The organism is Apibacter muscae, from assembly GCF_007845595.1.
GTDB classification, from domain to species: Bacteria; Bacteroidota; Bacteroidia; order Flavobacteriales; family Weeksellaceae; genus Apibacter; species Apibacter muscae.
Genome location: NZ_SELI01000016.1, coordinates 303,061 through 323,727, shown reverse-complemented (window position 1 = coordinate 323,727; position 20,667 = coordinate 303,061). Strand labels below are relative to the sequence as shown.

21 protein-coding genes and 1 other RNA gene are annotated in these 20,667 nt (G+C 31.3%); 9 read left to right on the top strand and 13 right to left on the bottom strand.

The genetic code is table 11. The features are described from left to right. Positions 1-291 precede the first annotated feature (291 nt). The 12 genes from argS to rnpB form a co-directional block, all read right to left on the bottom strand. A complete protein-coding gene (argS, locus tag ETU10_RS04450) occupies positions 292-2,058 on the bottom strand; it encodes an arginine--tRNA ligase (RefSeq protein WP_146310197.1) in 1,767 nt (588 codons plus the stop codon). Positions 2,059-2,130: 72 nt separating this feature from the next. Continuing rightward, positions 2,131-3,267, bottom strand: coding sequence for a DegT/DnrJ/EryC1/StrS family aminotransferase (locus tag ETU10_RS04445; RefSeq protein ID WP_146310196.1), 1,137 nt, complete (start codon positions 3,265-3,267; stop codon positions 2,131-2,133). Between the two features lie 116 nt (positions 3,268-3,383). Next, positions 3,384-4,172, bottom strand: coding sequence for an FKBP-type peptidyl-prolyl cis-trans isomerase N-terminal domain-containing protein (locus ETU10_RS04440; protein WP_146310194.1), 789 nt, complete (start codon positions 4,170-4,172; stop codon positions 3,384-3,386). Between the two features lie 29 nt (positions 4,173-4,201). Further along, the gene (locus ETU10_RS04435) at positions 4,202-4,951 is read right to left on the bottom strand and encodes an FKBP-type peptidyl-prolyl cis-trans isomerase (RefSeq protein ID WP_146310192.1); all 750 of its coding nucleotides are present in this window, start codon (positions 4,949-4,951) and stop codon (positions 4,202-4,204) included. Positions 4,952-5,112: 161 nt separating this feature from the next. Next, positions 5,113-5,241, bottom strand: a complete 129-nt coding sequence (locus ETU10_RS11350; RefSeq protein ID WP_262710347.1) for a hypothetical protein — start codon at positions 5,239-5,241, stop codon at positions 5,113-5,115. 64 nt (positions 5,242-5,305) lie between these two features. Next, positions 5,306-5,584 carry an FKBP-type peptidyl-prolyl cis-trans isomerase gene (locus ETU10_RS11420; protein ID WP_146310212.1) on the bottom strand — a complete coding sequence of 93 codons (279 nt, stop codon included), beginning with the start codon at positions 5,582-5,584 and terminating at the stop codon, positions 5,306-5,308. Then, positions 5,562-5,789, bottom strand: a complete 228-nt coding sequence (locus ETU10_RS04425; protein WP_146310190.1) for an FKBP-type peptidyl-prolyl cis-trans isomerase N-terminal domain-containing protein — start codon at positions 5,787-5,789, stop codon at positions 5,562-5,564. Before ETU10_RS04425 ends, ETU10_RS11420 begins: the two co-directional genes overlap by 23 nt. Positions 5,790-5,920: 131 nt before the next feature. Next, positions 5,921-6,379, bottom strand: a complete 459-nt coding sequence (locus tag ETU10_RS04420) for a hypothetical protein (protein ID WP_146310187.1) — start codon at positions 6,377-6,379, stop codon at positions 5,921-5,923. Positions 6,380-6,537: 158 nt separating this feature from the next. Next, on the bottom strand, positions 6,538-7,629 hold the full coding sequence (dnaX, locus tag ETU10_RS04415; RefSeq protein ID WP_146310185.1) for a DNA polymerase III subunit gamma/tau: 1,092 nt from the start codon (positions 7,627-7,629) through the stop codon (positions 6,538-6,540). Positions 7,630-7,956: 327 nt separating this feature from the next. Next, positions 7,957-8,112, bottom strand: a complete 156-nt coding sequence (gene rpmH / locus ETU10_RS04410) for a 50S ribosomal protein L34 (protein WP_146261954.1) — start codon at positions 8,110-8,112, stop codon at positions 7,957-7,959. A 150-nt stretch (positions 8,113-8,262) separates the two neighbouring features. Further along, positions 8,263-8,868 (bottom strand): hypothetical protein, encoded by a 606-nt coding sequence (locus ETU10_RS04405; protein WP_146310183.1) that lies wholly within the window; start codon positions 8,866-8,868, stop codon positions 8,263-8,265. 78 nt (positions 8,869-8,946) lie between these two features. Beyond that, positions 8,947-9,261: RNase P RNA component class A (rnpB, locus tag ETU10_RS04400), an RNA gene on the bottom strand. Between the two features lie 80 nt (positions 9,262-9,341). On the opposite strand from rnpB, the gene truB reads away from it, so the two are divergent. Next, positions 9,342-10,037 carry a tRNA pseudouridine(55) synthase TruB gene (gene truB / locus ETU10_RS04395; RefSeq protein WP_146310181.1) on the top strand — a complete coding sequence of 232 codons (696 nt, stop codon included), beginning with the start codon at positions 9,342-9,344 and terminating at the stop codon, positions 10,035-10,037. A gap of 2 nt (positions 10,038-10,039) precedes the next feature. Here truB and ETU10_RS04390 read toward each other — a convergent pair whose 3' ends face one another. After that, on the bottom strand, positions 10,040-10,822 hold the full coding sequence (locus ETU10_RS04390) for a DeoR/GlpR family DNA-binding transcription regulator (RefSeq protein ID WP_146261957.1): 783 nt from the start codon (positions 10,820-10,822) through the stop codon (positions 10,040-10,042). A 386-nt stretch (positions 10,823-11,208) separates the two neighbouring features. Here ETU10_RS04390 and ETU10_RS04385 point away from each other — a divergent pair, with 386 nt between their 5' ends. From ETU10_RS04385 to ETU10_RS04350, 8 genes are all read left to right on the top strand, one after another. Continuing rightward, positions 11,209-12,012 carry an MIP/aquaporin family protein gene (locus ETU10_RS04385; protein WP_146261958.1) on the top strand — a complete coding sequence of 268 codons (804 nt, stop codon included), beginning with the start codon at positions 11,209-11,211 and terminating at the stop codon, positions 12,010-12,012. A gap of 28 nt (positions 12,013-12,040) precedes the next feature. After that, positions 12,041-12,691 (top strand): fructose-6-phosphate aldolase, encoded by a 651-nt coding sequence (fsa, locus tag ETU10_RS04380; protein ID WP_146310179.1) that lies wholly within the window; start codon positions 12,041-12,043, stop codon positions 12,689-12,691. A gap of 86 nt (positions 12,692-12,777) precedes the next feature. Next, on the top strand, positions 12,778-14,193 hold the full coding sequence (locus tag ETU10_RS04375; RefSeq protein ID WP_146310177.1) for a sn-glycerol-1-phosphate dehydrogenase: 1,416 nt from the start codon (positions 12,778-12,780) through the stop codon (positions 14,191-14,193). A 67-nt stretch (positions 14,194-14,260) separates the two neighbouring features. Continuing rightward, on the top strand, positions 14,261-15,676 hold the full coding sequence (locus ETU10_RS04370; RefSeq protein WP_146310175.1) for a sn-glycerol-1-phosphate dehydrogenase: 1,416 nt from the start codon (positions 14,261-14,263) through the stop codon (positions 15,674-15,676). A gap of 15 nt (positions 15,677-15,691) precedes the next feature. Continuing rightward, positions 15,692-17,371 (top strand): ribulokinase, encoded by a 1,680-nt coding sequence (locus tag ETU10_RS04365; RefSeq protein WP_146310173.1) that lies wholly within the window; start codon positions 15,692-15,694, stop codon positions 17,369-17,371. A 10-nt stretch (positions 17,372-17,381) separates the two neighbouring features. Beyond that, positions 17,382-18,245: an HAD-IIA family hydrolase gene (locus ETU10_RS04360; protein WP_146310171.1), complete on the top strand. Its 864-nt coding sequence runs from the start codon at positions 17,382-17,384 to the stop codon at positions 18,243-18,245. A gap of 3 nt (positions 18,246-18,248) precedes the next feature. Then, the gene (locus ETU10_RS04355) at positions 18,249-18,953 is read left to right on the top strand and encodes an L-ribulose-5-phosphate 4-epimerase (protein ID WP_394344702.1); all 705 of its coding nucleotides are present in this window, start codon (positions 18,249-18,251) and stop codon (positions 18,951-18,953) included. Positions 18,954-18,993: 40 nt separating this feature from the next. After that, entirely contained in the window at positions 18,994-20,667 is a 1,674-nt protein-coding gene (locus ETU10_RS04350; protein WP_146310167.1) for a ribulokinase, read from the top strand.

Genomic DNA, 20,667 nt, shown 5'->3' with positions numbered 1-20,667 from the left:
TGTTTGTTTTTTCTTAATTGTTATTGGCCTGTTTTTTTTCTTTTAGCTTTTTTCTCTCTTTCTCTGATTTCTTTTTAATTTATTTACTCTCTTTTGAGCTAATCTCGTATCTTTCATTTCCTTTTGATTTTATTTATTTTATTGTTCCTGTTATGCTCTTTCTTTTGATTTTTATTCTCATCTGTTCTAATCCTTTTTCTCTATATATTTTATATGCGCTTTTTAATTGCTAATCCCTCCCCAAAAAAAACAGGCTGATAAGACAGCCTGCTTTTTTTTTTATTTTTTTAATTACATTCGATTTGGACTTTCAATTCCTAATAAATATAAACTTAATACTATTACTTGTCCTGTGAACTGTGCTAGTTCTAATCTTAAATGTTTTTGTTCAATTGATTCTGAATTTAATATGGGATAGTTTTGATATAAATGATTAAATTCTTTAACTACTTCATATACATAGTTGGCAATGATAGATGGATTTAGATCATGAGCTGATTTTTCAATTGCTTCTGGAAAATATGATAATTGAATTATTAATTTTTTTTCTACTTCATTCAATTTATTATCATTATTAACAGTATCTTGAGGCTGTTCTTTTCTTAATATAGATTGTATTCTTGCATACGTATATTGAATAAATGGACCTGTATTACCATTAAATTCTACACTTTCTTCGGGATTAAATAAAATTCTCTTTTTGGGATCTACTTTTAATATATAGTATTTTAAGGCTCCTAATCCTACTGATTCATTTATCTTAGATTTTTCTTCTTGTGTAAATTCTTCTAATTTTCCTCTTTCAATTGAAATTTGTTCTGCTGTTTCAATCATTTCCTGCATTAATTCGTCTGCGTCAACGACTGTTCCTTCTCTAGATTTCATCTTTCCACTCGGTAAATCTACCATTCCATATGAAAGATGATACATATGATCCGCCCATGTGTATCCTAATTTTTTTAGCACTAAAAATAAAACTTGAAAATGATAATCTTGTTCATTGCCCACCGTATAAATTAGCTGATCTAATTTATATTTAGCAAAACGTTCTACTGCAGTTCCTAAATCTTGAGTCATATAAACTGAGGTCCCATCTGCTCTTAGTAATAGTTTTTGATCTAATCCTTCTTCAGTCAGATCAGCCCAAATGGATCCATCTTCTTTCTGCAAAAGAATCCCTTTTTCTAATCCTTTTTCAACTATATCTTTACCCAATAGATAGGTATTACTTTCGTATTGAATTATATCAAAGGATACCCCTAACTGTTTGTAAGTCATTTCAAATCCTTGATAAACCCAATGATTCATTGTATGCCACAATTCTCTAATTTCAGTATCTCCTTCCTCCCATTTCCTTAACATCTCTTGAGCTTCCAATAAAATTGGTGCTTTTTTCTTAGCTTCTTCTTTTTCATACCCTTTGGTAACAAGTTCATTCACTTGTTTTTGATATTCCTTATCAAAGATTACATAATATTTTCCTACCAGATGATCTCCTTTAAGTTTAGACGACTCTGGCGTCTCTCCTTCTCCATATTTTTGCCAAGCTAGCATAGATTTACAGATGTGTATTCCTCGATCATTTATTATTTGCGAAGTGATGACTTCATTACCTGCTGCCTTTAATATTTTACTAATGGAATACCCTAATAGATTATTTCTAATATGCCCTAAGTGAATTGGTTTATTTGTATTTGGTGATGAATATTCTACCATTATTTTATTTCCAAGCTCTTTCTTTATACCAAATTCTGGGTTGGAATAGTTGTTATTCAAAAAATTTATGAATAATTTATCTTGTAGGGTAATATTTAAAAATCCTTTAACAACATTATATGTGTGTATTATCTCGTTTTCTTCAAGTAAAGAATTTCCAATAGTACTTGCAATTTGTTCTGGCTTTTGTTGCAAATATTTTACTAGGGGAAAAACAACTAAGGTATAATCTCCTTCAAATTCCTCTTTGGTTTTTTGTATTTCTATTGTATCTATTTCTAATCCGAATATTCTTTCTATAGCTTTAGTGCATATTTTTTTTAATAGAGATTTGGGATTCATTATTTTATAATATTATTTAAAACTTAAAAATTTTTTCTGTTTTTATAATTAAAAGTTTAATGTAGATTTAATCTAATTTTTAGTATTGAAATACATTAATATATTGTCTGATATATATTTTAATTGTTCTTCCTCTAACTCGGAATGCATAGGTAATGAGATCACTTGATTAATCAATTGATCTGTAATTATGAAATCTTGATCTTTATAATCCTCACTAAAATAGGCTTTCTGCTTTCTCAATGGTACTGGATAATATATCATGGCTGGAATCTCTTTTTCAAGTAGATATTTTTGTAATTCATCTCTATTTGAATTTACAATCTTAAGAGTATATTGGTGAAATACATGAGTTGAATATTCCGCTCTCGTTGGTACTTGCAAATTTGGATGGTTAGCAAATGCTTTGTCGTAATAGTCCGCAGCATTCTTTCGTTTTTTATTATACTCATCTAAGTGTGGTAGCTTTGCATTTAATACTACGGCTTGTAAGGTATCTAATCTTGAGTTAACTCCTACCTCGTCATGATAATATCTTTTATACATTCCATGATTTACTATTCCCCTAATTTTATGTGACAAATTTTCATCATTAGTATAAATAGCTCCTCCGTCTCCATAACAACCTAAATTTTTAGATGGAAAAAATGAAGTGGTTCCAATCGTACCTATAGTTCCAGATTTTTTAGTTGTTCCATCTCTAAATATATAATCTGCTCCTATGGCTTGTGCATTATCTTCAATAATATATAGATTATGTTCTTGGGCAATTTTCAATATTTCTTCCATATTGGCGCATTGTCCAAATAAGTGAACTGGAATAATAGCTTTTGTTTTGGAGGTAATAGCTTTTTTTATTGCTTCTGGATGAATTGTAAATGTATTGTAATCCACATCAACCAAAACGGATTTAAGGTTCAAAAGGTTGATCACTTCTACAGTAGCTGCAAAAGTAAAATCTGCTGTAATTACTTCATCTCCGGGTTTTAAATCTAAAGCCATTAAAGCAATCTGTAACGCATCTGTACCATTGGCACAAGGAATAACGTTTTTAACCTGTAAATAATTTTCCAAATTATTTGCAAATTGTGTGACTTGTTGTCCATTTATGAATGATGCTGTATTTAATACTTGGTCAAATCCTATTTGTATTTCTTCTTCTATATGTTTGTATTGGCTAATTAAATCAACCATTTGTATTTTTTTCATCTTCAGATTGCATTTATTAATACAAATTTACTAAATGATTGTCAACTGCTTTAGTTTAAAATAAAAAACTCTTATAAATATTTATAAGAGTTTTTTATTTTAGTAATAATTTTAATTTATTTTTTTGGTTGCTGAGATTGAACGTTTAAATCTTTATTTTGTTCCTCATCCATTTGCTTTATACCTCCTTGAGGAATCGCTTGTTGATCTTTCTTAGAATCTGGTTTAAAATCTACCAATTCAACTTCAAATATAAGCGTTTGATTAGGACCTACAGGACCATTTTCTCCATAAGCCAACTCAGAAGGCACATATAAGATATACTTACTACCTTTATTCATTAGCTTAACGCCTTCCTGCCATCCTGGCACTACTTGGTTTAACGGTATATCTACAGGCTTACCATTAAGTTTTTTTGAATCATCCGCTATATATCCATCAATAGTTTTAAGTACATAGTTTACAGATACAATGTCTTCGCTAGTTGGGTTTGCTCCTGTACCTTCTTTTTCTACCTTGTATTGTAAACCGGATGGTGTGGTCTTAACACCTGATTTCTTTTTATTTTCTTCTAAAAATTTCTTCCCTTCTTCAGCATTTAATTTCTTAACTTTTTCTGCATGATCTGGAATATAGGTTGTCATGAAAGATTGTACTGAATCTTCCGGAAATAAGGATTTTTTTCCTTCTAGTTTGTCTTTGATTCCTTGCATAAAGACATCCCAATTGATAGTTTTGTCAAAACCTTGAGCTTTAAGATTTTGAGCCATATTTGATCCTATAATATAAGACGCTTTTTCATCATTGGTTTTTAAAGTACTAACGGAAGAAGAATTTCCTGACTTCTTATCACAAGAAACAACAGCCATACCTACGACTGCTAGTAAGAATATTTTTTTAATCATTGTTGAAAATATTTAAATGATTTTATTATTTATTTGTTATTCTGTATGCCTTGCACTTCCTGTGAATCTTGTGGTTGAGCTTGAAAATCCACTAAATCAACATCAAAGATTAATACAGAATTAGGACCAATTTCTGAACCTGCTCCATTTTCTCCATACCCCAATTCCGAAGGAATATAAAATCTATATTTAGAACCTTTGTTCATAAGTTTAACTCCTTCAGTCCATCCTGGTATAACTTTATCTAAAATAAATTCTACAGGTTGTCCGTTGTTACTTTTATCGGTAGAATCAAATACTTTTCCATCCAACAATTTCCCGGTGTATTTAACTTTTACTTTATCGGTAGCATTTGGAGTTTCTTTACCCGTACCTTTGGATAGAACCTCATATTGTAATCCTGAAGCTGTAGTTATAACTCCTTTTTTCTTTTTATTCGTAGCTAAAAATGCTAATCCTTCTTCTTTATTTTTTTTTCCTAAAACTTCTCTTTTCTGCTGTAATTCTGCCATTTTTTTCTGACCAAATTTCTGCATGAAAACATTTATAGAGTCTTGGGTAAATAGCAATGGTTTTTCAGCAAAAACGTCATTCATCCCCTGACCTAAAACTGTAACATCAACATCTTCAGATAAGTCTTGTGCTTTTAAATTTTCAGCTATGTTAACACCTATAGAATAAGAAAGCTTTTCTTTATCTGTAGTTATTTTTGTTGTTTTTTGAGCAAATGTCGGTAGTGCATATACACATAATGCTACCGCAATGATGTTTTTCTTCATTTATTTTTTATTAATATTTATAAATTCCTAAATTACGTTTAAATGATAAGTTAAGAATTTAAATTTTACGTATTTTTTAAGTGTCAAATAATATGCCAAGCGTTTAATACAAAACCTTATTGATTTGTTAAAATTATATATTAAATTAATTTATAATTATATCATTTACTTTGTTCTATTAAATCCTCCAATTCTTCAATTTGTTTTCTATATAGTTCTATCTGCTCTTCATATTGTTGAATTAACTCCGCATTTTTTGTTGGAACTGTTTGCTCCTCTGGTTTAGGCATGGATATAAAATCAACCAATTCAACTTCAAATATAAGTGTTTGATTGGGTCCTACAAAACTATTTTCACCAATAAGCTAATTCAGCAGGCACATATAAGATATACTTACTACCTTTGTTCATTAATTTAACGCCTTCCTGCCATCCTGGAATTAATTGGTATAGTGGAATGTCTACAGGTTTACCATTGATTTTTGAATCATCCACTAAATATCCATCAATAGTTTTAAATACATAGTTGACATATACTATGTCTTCGCTCTTTGGGTTTGCTCCTGTACCTTCTTTTTCTACCTTGTATTGTAAACCGGATGGTGTGGTCTTAACACCTGACTTTTTTTTTATTTTCTTCTAAAAATTTCTTCCCTTCTTCTGCATTTAATTTCTTAACTTTTTCTGCATGATCTGGATTATACGTTGTCATGAAAGATTGTATTGAATCTTCTGGAAACAAGGATTTTTTTCCTTCTAATTTGTCTTTGATTCCTTGCATAAAGACATCCCAATTGATAGTTTTATCAAAACCTTGATCTTTAAGGTTTAGAGCCATATTTGAACCTATAATATAAGATGCTTTTTCATCATTGGTGTTTAATAATAATAACCTTTGGGATAAGACAAAAGTTGTTGATAATAAAGCAAATAAATAGTTAGTTTCATTTATTATATTTTAATTTTTGTTTAGAAATCAAGCCTGAAATCAATTTTTAATTTTTCTAGCCAGGGATTTTCTTTCAGCATTTTCTTGTATTTGTCTTTTTCTGACAATGATATATTTATAGTTGATTGTTTAATATGGTAGGTAAATTCAATGGAAAAATTATTTAATTTATATTTCAACTTTTGAAAAAAATCTTCTCGTAAAGTCTCAAATTCTTCGTAAGAAGAATTTGAAGGAAATTCAAAACTAATTAAATATTTGTCCTTTAAATTGCATTTAGCTGAATTTAAAGCATTAAAGAGAATTGGCTCTTCTAATTTTAATTTTTCTAAATAGTCATTCCAAAATAATATAACTTGCTCTTCATTGAACTCATCTTTTGGTTTTTGCGAGGTATCTAAACTTAAATTTTTATCAATTTTTTCTTCTGTAGTTTCTAGTATGTTCTTAATTGAAAGTAAAGAGTTAGTATTTGACAATTTACTTTTAGGTAATTTTATTTGCTGGGGTAGTTCAATATCCTTGCGTTTTTCTTCAATGGTATGGTTTATAACCTGTGAAGTTTTTAAAGCATTTAATTGATTTTCTGTTGGAACGGATTTTACCGAATTAAAATTTCTTAATCTTTGTGGTAAAATTATTCTAAACTTTTTTTTTTACTCAAAGTAGATTCGTCAGTAGTTATGGATGCAAGTTGCATTAAAGCAATTTCTATAGACAACCTTGGATTTTTTGAACTTCTATAATTTACATCCGCTTGATGACATATTTCAATAGCATTTATTAAAAATTTAGGTTTACATACTTGCGCTTGTTCGATATACTTTTTCTTTGTAGACTCCCCAACTTCTAATAATGATATGGTTTGAGGGTTTTGGGCAACCATCAAATCTCTAAAGTGACTACCTAAAGATGCTATAAATGATTGAGGATCAAACCCTTTTTTTTCAATTTCATTAAAAACAAGTAGTAAATTTGGTATATCATTATTTAAAGCCATATCTGTAATTCTAAAAAAATAATCATAATCTAATATGCTTAAATTTTCAGTTACTGCTGACAGGGTTAATTTTTTTTGTGTAAATGTAACTAATCGATCAAAAATTGATAATGCATCCCTTAAGCCTCCATCTGCTTTTTGAGCTATGATATGAAGAGCATCTTCTTCGTAATTAATTTTTTCTTTTATAGCGATTTTTTGTAAATGCTCCTTGATATCGATTACTTCAATCCTTTTAAAATCATAAATTTGGCAACGAGATAGAATTGTTGGTATTATTTTTTGTTTTTCTGTCGTAGCTAAAATAAATATGGCATGTGCCGGAGGTTCTTCCAATGTTTTTAAAAATGCATTAAAAGCTGCATTGGATAACATATGAACCTCGTCAATTATATAAACTTTATATTTACCAACTTGGGGTGCATATCTAACTTGTTCAATTAAGTTACGTATATCATCCACAGAATTATTCGAAGCTGCATCTAACTCAAATATATTAAAAGCAAAGTCATTTTCATCAGTCTCTCCAAATTTTTCGTTAATTTTTCTTGCTAAAATACGTGCACAAGTAGTTTTTCCTACACCTCTAGGTCCGCAAAAGAGTAAAGCTTGAGCCAATTGATTATTTTCAATAGCGTGTTCTAAAGTATCTGTAATATGACTTTGTCCTACTACAGAATCGAATTCTAAAGGTCTATATTTTCTTGCAGAAACAACAAAATTATCCATACCTTACAAAGGTACTATTTTAATTTAAATTGTGTTTAATATGAAAAATATTTCTGTATTTGTACTTTAATATTAATAAAATCTAATAAAGATAGATAATATTTGATAACAATAAATATTAAATATGAACCCTGAAATTTTCATTAATTAATAATCCGGCAAATACATATACTATTTAAAATTTCTAACATTATAAATAATACATAAAAATTTACCATAAAACAAAATATTCAGTACAAATACATTAATTGTATAGGAATTTTTAACAAAAAAAGTTAGTACAATGCACTAACTTTAACAATAAAAAATTGATATATTTTATATTAATTATCTTTTAGCTCTATAGTCACTAACTGACAATTGTTTTCTGCCTTTAGCTCTTCGTCTTGCTAAAACTTTTCTTCCATTAGGTGTAGACATTCTTTCACGAAACCCGTGTTTGTTTCGTCTCTTTCTTTCTGAAGGTTGAAATGTACGTTTCATTGTATATTATCTTATATCGTTATTCGTTTCTAAAACTTTTCAAGGGTGCAAATATAATATTAATTTTTAATAATACTGCTTAAATCTATTTTTTTATTCAAATGTGAAAAAATAATTGTTAAATTAAGTATAGATTATTTTTAAAGTCAATTATTTGTTTGTACTTATGAGTATAATACTATCCATTTTCATTTTTAGATAATCTTTTTTTCTTTTGTAATTAGATTTCAATTCTTCCTTTCTTTTTTTATATTCATTTTTAGATAAACTATTTTCTTGTCTCTCTAACTGATCTTTTTGTAGATCATATTCATTTTCTAACTTTTCTAATTGTAACTCAAGCTCATTAAATTTTTGATATTGCTGAGCCAATTCAGGATTATCATAAGATGCAGAATTCAAATTTGATTGTTCTCCATTTATTAATTTATTTATTTCACTTAAATATTGAGATTTCAATTTCCTCTTCTCCACCCCTTTTTGATAACCTGAAAGTTTAGGATCCATACCTATTGCTTTCATTTTGAATCCCAATTCTTTTTTAAGAATTGCAATTTGCGATTTCTTTTCAGCACTTAAGTTATTATTATTTTCAAAGGGTTTGAAATCATTCTCCCAATCAACCTCATCGCTTAAACTGTTTGATGAAGTTATTTCTTTTGAAGATAAATCAGCAGGACTAGAATCTTTATTATTAGAATTGCATGATAATAATAAAAATGAAATACTATAAATCAATATATTATTAAATTTCATAATTTATAAGTTAAATTTTATTTAACAAATATAATTATAAAGTTAAGTTATTTAAATAAATTTTGAATTAGTTGAAATATAAAAAGCAAATCAATAAGCCGGATTCTGTCATTTTTTATTTCTAAAAAAGCCTTGTTATTTATCTAGAATAAAGATTACTCTTTATTTCGAACTGCCTACCCCTCAACAACGGGCGGATCACCCTTAAAAGCTGATATACATAGCATTGCACCTTATAGAGTTTACCTGATTTCACTACAGCCTAACTGTACATTCTTTCTGTTGCACTTGTCCTCACTTTACAGTGGACGGGCGTTACCCGCTATAATATCCTACGGTGTCCGGACTTTCCTCTTTTACTAATGAGTAAAAGCAACAAGGTTGATTTGCTTTTTTGCAAAAATACATTATTAGAATTTCTGAATCTAATATTTAATCAAAATAATTACTTTTGTTTAAATTTTAAAATTTACATGTACACATTAGAGCAGCTTCAAGAAGGCATTATATATTTAATTGATAAACCTCTAGATTGGACTTCCTTTGATGTAGTAAATAAAATTAAATGGAGAATTAAAAGACATTTTAATGTAAAAAAAATAAAAGTCGGACATGCCGGAACTTTAGACCCTAAAGCTACTGGGTTGTTAATTGTTTGTGTTGGAAAATACACTAAAAAAATACAGGAAATACAAAATGCTACTAAAGTTTACACTGGTACTATTAAATTGGGAGTTCAAACTCCTTCTTATGATTCTGAAACTAATGAAATAAATCCTAAAGATTATTCTTATTTAAATAAATTATCTATTAATGATGCTACCAAAAGTTTCATTGGTTTACAAATTAACCAAACCCCACCCTTATATTCTGCTTTAAAAAAAGAGGGTAAAAGATATTACGAAATAGCTAGAAAGGGAGAATCTATTGATATATCTGCACGGAAGATTAATATATACGATTTTACCATCACAGAGATACAATTACCTTTTATAAAATTTAAAGTTCATTGTAGCAAAGGAACTTATATTCGATCGCTAGCTCACGATTTTGGAAACTTATTAGGTTGTGGAGGATATCTTACAGAACTTCATCGTGAGAAAATTGGGGATTTTGATGTTGAAAATGCTAATAATTTAATTTTAGTAAAAGAAGATTATTTCTCATAAATTTACTTAGCTATAATTACTTCAATCCCTATATCTTCAAGTCTTTGTAAATCAGTAGTTGAAATACCATCGTCTGTAATTAATACATGAATTTTCTCAAGTTCTACAATTTTCCCAAATCCACGTTTGCTAATTTTCGTAGAATCAGCTAAAACTATTACTTTTTCAGAGTTTTCAATCATCATTTGATTTAATTTAGCTTCCATCGTACTTGACGTAGATAGACCAAAATCAAAATCCACTCCATCTGCTCCTAAAAATAGCTTATTACAAGAATAATTACTAATCATAAGTTCTGCATATGGGCCCATTACTGAGCCGGATTTGGTTCTCACATCCCCCCCCAGTTGAATGACATTAAAATTAGGATTTCCGTACAATGATAGAGCCGGCTTTAAAGACGACGTAAGAATCGTAAGTTTTTCATACTGACTACCTATCACTTGAGCAATCATTTGAGTAGTTGTTCCCGAGGATATAGTGATAAAATCATTTTCTTCAATTAAACTTAATGCAGCCTTTGCAATCTTCGTTTTTTCTTCCACTTGAAGAGTCTCTTTTTTGTTTATGTTTCTTTCTTGTACAATAAACGACTCTCTAGTAGCGCCTCCATGTGTTCTATAAAGCTTACCTATTTTTTCAAGATGAGTTAAATCTTTTCGTATGGTTACAGCAGAAACATTTAATTTTCTACATAAATCTGCTACAGAAACATAATTGTTGTATTTTAACTCATCTAATATTTCTTGCTGTCTGATATTATTAATATTATTAGGGCTTCTCATATATTCATCAAGTATAATTAATTTTCTAATAATTTTTTTATTTTTCAATTAATAAGAAATAAAATCTAAATTATTACTATGCAAAAATAGTAATTTTTATATAAAATGAAAGTTTAGTGCTAATATTTGAGCAAATTTAGGTGAAATAATTTTCGTTATTGAAATCTTAAACGCTCAAATCTATTTTACTATATGTAGTTAAATGCTAATAAATGATTAAAAATAAGAATCCTAACTAACTACAAACAAAATTTACTGCATGCATAAAAAAAATTGCGTTTTATTATTGTTTTGTTTCGATTTAGTAAATATATTTGCTATACTTAGATTATTAAAAATAACATCAACTAAAACTCAAAATTATTAACTAAAACCAATACAAAATTATGGACTCAGTACTAACAACTAAATTTATAGGAGAACTATTAGGTTCTTTCACACTAATCGCATTAGGATGTGGTATAAATATGAATTTGACATTAAAGAAATCTTATGGTGAAGGAAACACATCCTCAGTAACAGGACCTCTAGCTTGGGGTTTTGCAGTTGCGATGGCTGTAATTGTATCCTCTCCTTTTGATACCGGTGGACATTTCAATCCCGCTGTAACTATTGGTCAATGGGCTGCGGGCGTTTTCCCTAAAGAATGGATATTAACCTACCTCACCGCTCAATTTATTGGATGTTTTCTGGGAGCATTGGCTGTATCCTTTATTTATAAAGGACACCTAGATCAAACTGCTAGTGAGCCAGCAAAATTATTAGGTGTTTACGCAACTAATGCATCTATTAGAGAAAATAAAATCCAAAATTTTTCATCCGAACTTTTAGCTACTTTTTTCCTTATATTAATAGGTTTATGTATGGGAGCAAATCATGCAGGAGTAATTATCGAAAATTCCACTGGAATCCCTCAATTCACACATTCTGTAGTTGGGTTTGGTTCGTTAGGAGCAATCCCTGCCGGATTTATGATTTTTGCTATAGGAATGGCTTTCGGTGGTATAACCGGATGGTCTTTAAATCCTGCAAGAGATTTAATGCCGCGTTTAGTTCATCAAATTCTACCTTTAAAAGGTAAAGGAGATAGTGATTGGGGATATGGAATTGTATATGCATCTATAGCACCTATGATTGGCTGTTTATTAGCTGCAGGAATATATTTAATTATAAAACCATATTTTGGTTAAAATAAATACAACCTTTAAAAATAATAAAATGAAATTTTTTATCGACACCGCTGATCTAGATCAGATTAAAAAAGCACAAGATTTAGGAGTTCTTGATGGAGTAACTACCAATCCTTCTATAATGGCAAAAGTTGGCATTACTGGCAAGGATAAGATTCATGCACATTATAAAGCAATTTGTGATATAGTTGATGGAGATGTTAGTGCAGAAGTACTCTCTATTGATTATGACGGAATTATTAAAGAAGGAGAAGAACTTGCAAAAATAGATAATCAGATTACGGTAAAAGTCCCTATGATTTATGATGGAGTAAAAGCAATTAAATACTTATCTAGCAAAGGAATCAAAACCAACTGTACATTAGTTTTTTCTCCTGGTCAAGCACTTCTTGCAGCTAAAGCAGGAGCAAAATATGTATCTCCATTTCTTGGTAGACTGGATGACATTTCTACAGAGGGATTAAATTTAATTGAAGATATCCGAACCATCTATGACAACTATGGATATACTACTGAAATTTTAGCTGCCTCTATAAGATCTCCTATGCATATTATTAATTGTGCTAAAATTGGAGCAGATGTAATTACTTCTCCTTTAGCCTCTATTATTAATTTATTAAAACATCCTCTAACTGATAGTGGTTTAGCTCAATTTATTGAGGATGCTAAAAAATTATAAATTGTAATAACTGAAAATTGCTCTAAAATTACATAGGGCAATTTTCGGTTTTAAATTCATTTTGATTAATTATAAATTGAAAAAACATGTCTAAAGAAAGTATAGCTTCTGCTCTTAAACAAGCTACCGAAACCAAATTCTTAGAAATAGAATCTGGAATACTAAATCAAGTTCCTAAAATTTTTTCAGAACAATTCCCTGGTAAAAAAGGAATTATTATTGCTGATCCTAACACCTACCGGGTTGCTGGAGAAGAAATACATGAAGAACTAAAAAAAGCAGGATTAGAAGGTGAAAGCCCTTATATCTTAGATGATCCTAATTTATATGCAGATTATATTTTTGTAGAAAAAATAAGAGATTATTTAAAAGATAAGGATGTAACCCCTATTGCTGTTGGTTCAGGAGTTATCAATGATCTTGTAAAAAGAGCAAGTTCTGAATTAAAAAGAAAATATATGTGTGTTGCTACCGCTGCTTCAATGGATGGATATTCATCAGCTGGTGCTTCAATAACAAATAAAGGAGCTAAAATTACACACGCATGTGAAGCTCCACAAGTTTTAGTAGCAGATATAGATATTATTGCAGCAGCCCCACCATTAATGACTGCATCTGGTTACGCTGATTTATATGCAAAAGTTGTATCAGGCGCAGATTGGTTAATTGCTGCAGAATTGTACGATAAAAAAAATCCTAAAAAAGGTATTGAACCCTTAACTAGCGCTTGGCATACCGTTCAAGATGGATTGGCAGAATCATTATCCGATCCAGAAGGTGCAAAAAATGGAAATGCCAAAGCCATTGAATTATTAACAGAAGGTTTAATGTTGGGGGGATTCGCAATGCAATCCATGGAATCTTGGGGTGCAGGAGTTAGTCGACCAGCTTCAGGTGCAGAACACCAATTCAGTCATCTTTGGGATATGGAACATCATACTTTCCAAGGAGAGATGGCTAAAAGATTCGGTTTATATCCTAATCAAGATGAACAGGCACCTTCTCATGGATTTAAAGTTGGCATTGGTACTTTAGCTATTACAGCTCTATATGAAGTTTTATTAAAAACTCCAATTGAAAATTTGGACATTGAAGCTGCTGTTGAAAAATGGCCTACATTAGAAGATCAGCTAAGTGAAATTAATGAAATGTTTGGAGGAACAGAAATTTTACCTTTTGCAATCAACCAAACTACCGATAAATATGTTACGAAAGAAGAGCTTAGAGAACAATTAACTAAAATTAAGAATAACTGGCCTTCATTAAAAGAGAAAATTCAAAAACAAATTATTCCTTTTAACGAAACAAAAAGACGTTTGTCTGCAGTTGGAGCTCCCGTAGAACCTGAAGAAATTGGTATTACCAGGGATAGATTGAAAAAAAGTTTTTACAGAGCACATAAAATTAGAAGTAGATATACCATTCTAGACTTTGCTTATAGGGCTGGATATCTTGATCAATGGGTGGATGAGCTCTTTAATTCTGGCGTTTTAAAAGGATAATTAATCTAAAATTTCAGTACATATTAAAAAGATTATGTACTGAAATTTACTTAAAAACCACAAAAATATGAACTCTCAAAATAGAATTGACAAAGCTTTATCCAAAGCTACCGAAACTAAATTTTTACTTATTGAAGCAGGAGCAATAAATAAAGTTGCAGAAATATTTAAAATACAATTTCCTGATAAAAAAGCTATTATAATAGCTGATCCTACAACTTATGCTATTGCAGGTGAAAAAATTACCAAAGATTTAGAAAAAGAAAATTTATTAGGGGAAAATACCTATATATTGAAAGATCCTAATCTTTATGGTGATTATATATATGTTGAAGAGCTAAGAGAGCATTTGAAAGGTAAAGGTTTAATAATAGTTGCGGTTGGATCTGGCGTTATCAACGATATATGCAAGAGAGCAGCTTCTGAATTAGAGACCCCATACATGGTAGTAGCTACTGCTGCTTCTATGGATGGATATTCTTCTTCAGGCGCAGCTTTAACAAATAAGGGTTCTAAAACCACTCATCCATGTGAAGCTCCACAAGTAATTGTTGCAGATTTAAACATAATATCTAAAGCACCGAGTTTAATGACTGCATCTGGATACGTAGATCTATATGCTAAAGTACCTGCAGGTGCAGATTGGATTCTCGCCTCCGAATTGTATGATAAGAATAACCCTTTAGAAGGAATAGAGCCTATAACTGAGGCATGGCATACCGTACAAGACGGTTTAGCCGAAGCCTTGGCTGATCCAGAAGGAGCTAAAAGAGGAGAACATAAAGCTATACAATTATTAGTAGAGGGGCTTATGCTAGGTGGATTTGCAATGCAAGAAATGAAAGAATGGGGATTAGGAGTTAGCCGACCAGCCTCAGGGGCTGAACATTTATTCAGCCATATTTGGGAAATGGAACATCATACATTTCAAGGAGAAATGGCTAAAAAATTTGGAATTTATCCGCATAAAGACAAGCAATCTCCCTCTCACGGTTTTAAAGTTGGCATAGGTATATTAGCAACTCTTGCCTTTTACGAATTATTATTTCAAACACCTGTTGAAAATCTGGACATAGAAAAGGCTGTAGAAAATTGGCCAAATTTAGAACAACAAAATCTAGAAATTGAAAAATTATTTAAAGGTTCAGATATCTTACCTACCGCACTTAAACAAACTAAAAGTAAGTATGTTAGTAAAGAGATTTTAAGAGAACAACTAACTAAGATTAAAAATAACTGGCCTAAAATAAAAGAAAGATTACAAAATCAACTAATCTCTTTTGAGGAAACTGTTCAAAGATTTAAGCAAGTAGGTGCACCTACTAAACCTGAAGAAATCGGACTAACGAAAGAAGACCTAAAGTTATGTTTCTATAAAGCGCATAAATTAAGAGCACGATATACAATTCTTGATTTTGCTTATAGAGCGGGGTATTTTGAAGACTGGGTAGAACATTTATTCACCAAAGGAATTTTTAAATAATTTAACAATGCTCACATGGAAAAAGACCAATACATTGTAGGTATAGACTTTGGAACCTTATCGGTTAGAAGTAGTGTTATAAGAGTTAGAGACGGATTTGAACGTGGTACAGCAGTTTCTGAATATAAACATCAGGTGATGGATCAAAATCTCACGGCCAGTGAAAATGAGCCACTTCCCCCTGATTTTGCACTTCAAAATCCCACTGATTATATTGAATCATTAATTGAATCTGTAAATCAAGCAGTCAAAGACTCTGGTGTTGTAGTTAAACATATTATTGGTATTGGAGTTGACTTCACCTCCCCTACTGTATTGGCAACAAATTCCATGGGAGTACCTCTATGTAATTTTCTCGAATTCAAAAATCGGCCCCACGCTTATGCTAAGCTATGGAAACATCATGCAGCAGATGACCAAGCTAAACGTTTATTAAAAGAAGCACAAGATAGAAAAGAAGATTGGTTAAGTTTTTATGGAGGAGGATTATCTGCGGAAAATACTGTTTGTAAAATAATGGAAACTTATGAAAAAGATAGAGAAATATATGATCAAGCAACCAATTTTGTAAATGCTGTTGATTGGATTGTATGGCAACTCACAGACCAACTAATATTTTCATCTGCAGACACAGGTTTTAAAAAAAATTATCAAAACGGTAAATATCCAAGTTATGATTATTTAGAATCCGTATCAAAGGGGTTTGGAAATATGTATAAAGAAAAGATGAATGCTCCTATACAAGCCATAGGCACAGAAGCTGGAAAACTAAGTAAGGTAATGGCAGAAAAGCTAGGTTTATATCCTGAAATTTCTGTTGCCGTTGGTCTAAATGACGGACATGTGACCCCTGCTGCTGTAAAAGCGGTAAGGCCGGGTATACTTTCGGCTATTCTAGGAACCTCTGGTTGTTACTTTATAAATTCAGAAAAGTTTAAAGAAGTTCCAGGAATGTTAGGGATTGTTTATGAAGGTGTAGTAGAGAATTTGTGGTGTTTTGAAGCTGGACAAACCTCTTTCGGCGATACTTTTGCTTGGTTTACGAAAAATTTTGTTCCCTCAGAATATCAAGAAGAAGCCAAAAAGCTGAATTTAAATCTTCATGAATATTTAACTCGTAAATGTTCAACTCAAAAAATAGGACAACATGGGATTATAGCTTTGGATTGGAATAATGGTAATAGATCTATTTTATGCGATGCTTCCTTATCAGGTTTACTTATTGGTCACACTTTAACAACCAAACCGGAAGATATCTATCGTGCTTTAATGGAAGCCTGTGCATTTGGTGCAAGAAAAATTATTGAAACCATGAATCAATATGAACTTGAAATTAATGAAATTGTTGTTGCTGGAGGTATGCTGAAAAATAAATTTTTTATGCAAATGTTAAGTGATATCACCAGGCTGCCAATATCCATAACAAAATCTAATGCCATAGGAGCTCTTGGCTCTGCAATATATGGCGCTGTTGCCGCTGGCTGCTATCCAAATATCACAACTGCTTCCGATGCCATGGGAAATAAAGTTCCTAATGTTTTTAAGCCCAATGAAGAAAAAGCTGCTGCTTATGATTTATTGTATGAACAATACACTGCATTATATACTTTGTTTGGTGAGAAACAGCCCGAAATTATGCATCAATTAAAGAAAATACAAAAAAACTCTACTTTAACTATAAATAATAATAATTAGATTTATAAACATGAAAAATCATATTACCGATATTAAGACAGTACCTCAAGAAATTCTTGAAAAAATAAAAAAAATAAAGCATGTAGCTCTAGATATGGATGGTACTATATACAACGGTTCTACCCTTTTTCCATATACGATTAGTTTTCTTAACCAATTGAAACAACTAGGAGTAACTTATTCATTCCTAACGAATAATCCATCCAAAAGTATTTCAGATTATTTAAAAAAATTAGAACATTTAGGAATTCCTGCAACCGAAGAAGAAATGTATTCTTCTGCGGTAGCTACTATAGACTATCTAAAAAATAATCACCCTGAAGTTAAAAAGTTATTTCTATTAGGAACCCCAAGTATGATAGAGCAGTTTGAAAACGCGGGTTATATTTCAACGAAAGATTCTGCTGATGATGAACCAGATGCACTTGTAGTAGCCTTTGATATGAGCTTGACTTATGAAAGATTATGTAGAGCTGCTTGGTGGGCTAAGCAAGGAAAATTATATTTAGCTACCAACCCGGATAGAGTTTGTCCTACGGATCAACCGGTAGTCTTAGTAGATTGTGCATCTATATATGCCTGCATTGAAACAGCGACTGGTAGAAAACCAGATCTTGTTTTAGGAAAACCACAAAAAGAAATGCTTGATGGTATCTTAGAATCTAAAAAATTAAAACCTGAGGAAGTAGCCATGGTTGGAGACCGTATCTATACAGATATGATGATGGCATACAACGCCGGTGCATTCGGAGTTTTAGTTCTTACTGGTGAAGCTACTTTAGATGATGCTAAAAATGCTAATCCTGAATTAGACATCATCCTTCCAAGCATTAAAGAACTAGGAGATTTAATTGAAATTACTCATTCTAAATAATACATCATGTCAAAATACAATCGTATAAAGGAAGAAGCTTATCATGGAAATTTACAATTGCCAAAATTAGGTTTAGTATTATTTACATGGGGAAATGTAAGTGTTGCAGACCATAGTGAAAAGGTTTTCGCTATAAAACCTAGTGGTATTCCTTATGAAAATCTTACAGTAGAAGAAATGGTAATTGTAGACTTTGAAGGAAATGTTGTTGAAGGTAAACTTAGACCTTCTTCAGACACACCTACCCATGCTGTTTTATATAAACATTGGAACGATGTAAATTCCATTGTACACACCCATAGTACATACGCAACCGCTTGGGCACAATCACAATTAGATATTCCTATTCTAGGAACTACCCACGCTGACCACAATACCTCAGATATTCCTTGTGCACCTCCAATGAGTGATGAGATGATCAAAGGAAACTATGAATATGAAACTGGATTTCAAATCTTAAACATTCTAAAAGAAAAAAAATTATCTCACACAGAAATGGAGATGGTTTTAATAGGAAATCATGCTCCATTTACTTGGGGTAAATCAGCTGAAAAAGCAGTATATAATAGTGCTGTATTAGAAAACGTTGCTAAGTTGGCTTACCTAACTAAACAAATAAATCCAAACGCTCCAAGATTAAAAGATGCTCTCATAAACAAGCATTATGAAAGAAAACACGGGACAAATGCCTATTATGGACAAAATTAAAGCCTTCTTTACTTGAAAACAATTTAAAACTATATAAAAAATGAGTATTTCTAATCACTTAGTTATCGGAGTAGACTACGGTTCCGATTCTGCTAGAGCTATATTAATAGATGCAGAATCTGGGAAAGAGCTAGCCTTATCCGTCAAAGAATATACAAGATGGAAAAAAGGAATGTATTGCGATCCTGTAAATTATCAATTCCGCCAACATCCCTTAGATTATATTGAATCTTTAGAATTTATTATAAATGATGTAATTAACAAGGTACCTGGTTCAAGAGACAGGGTGAAAGCACTAGCCATTGACGTTACCTGTTCAACTCCCATTGTTGTTGATAAAGAAGGTACTCCCTTATCACTAAGACCAGACTTTGCAGAAAATCCCAATGGGATGTTCATCCTATGGAAAGACCATACCGGTATAGAGGAGTGCGATCATATCAATGAATTTTCACAGAAATGGCATACCGATTACACTAAATATGCCGGTGGAGGTGGAAATTATTCTGCTGAACATTTTTGGGCAAAAGCACTCCATGTATTTAAAACTGATCCTGATGTTCGTAAAGTAGGACATTCTTTTGTTGATGCGTGTGATTGGCTATCAAATGTTATTGTGGGTATAAATAAACCTGAAGAATTAAAAAGAAATATTTGTACTGCTGGCTTTAAAGTTCTTTGGAATAAAGAATGGGGAGGATATCCACCCAATGAATATTTTAAAGCTTTGGATCCTGTATTGGATGGTTTAGTAAATACCTTTTCCAAAGAGGTTTATACCTGTGTTGAACCAATTGGGCATTTAACGGAAGAATGGGCAAATAGACTGGGCTTAACTACAAATGTTATAGTAGCCGCCGGTAATATTGATGCTCATGCCGGGGGAATTGGCGCCGGAGTCAAGAATAAAGCCATTGTACAGATTATAGGTACATCCACTTGCGATATTATTGTAGGTCCTAAAAGTAACGGAGATAGACTTATACCCGGAATTTCAGGACAAGCAGATGATTCAATTATTCCAGGAATGATTGGTTATGAGGCCGGACAATCCGTATATGGTGATTATTACGCTTGGTTTAAGAAGGTTTTAATGTGGCCTCTTAGAGAAATATTTGCTAAAACTACTTTGGTAGATGAGGAAACGAAACAAAAAGTTATAGATGAGGTGTATGCAGAAATGATTCCTGCTTTGGCAGAACAAGCAAAATTAATACCTACAAAAGATAGCCATATTATAGCTACTGATTGGATTAATGGAAGAAGAACTCCTAATGTAGATTATACCCAAAAGGGTACAATTACAGGATTAGCTCTTTCCAGCTCAACCCCTCTTATCTATAAAGCAATTGTTGAAGCTACCGCTTATGGTTCAAGAGCAATTGTTGAACAATTTATAAACAATGGAATTGAAATTGAAGAAATTATTGCTGTAGGAGGAATCTCTCAAAAATCGCCTTACGTTATGCAGGTTCTTTCAGATGTATTAGGAATGCCTATTAAAGTTATAGCGACTAGAGAAGCTTGTGCTCTTGGAGTTGCCATGTGTGCTTCGGTAGCTGCCGGAATATATCCAAAATTAGAAATTGCACAAGAAAAAATGGGCATGGGAATATCTACCGTTTACACTCCTAACCCAGACAATCACGCCCATTACAACAACGAATATAAGAAATATAAAAAATTAGATTCTGTAAAAGAATTGACTCAATAA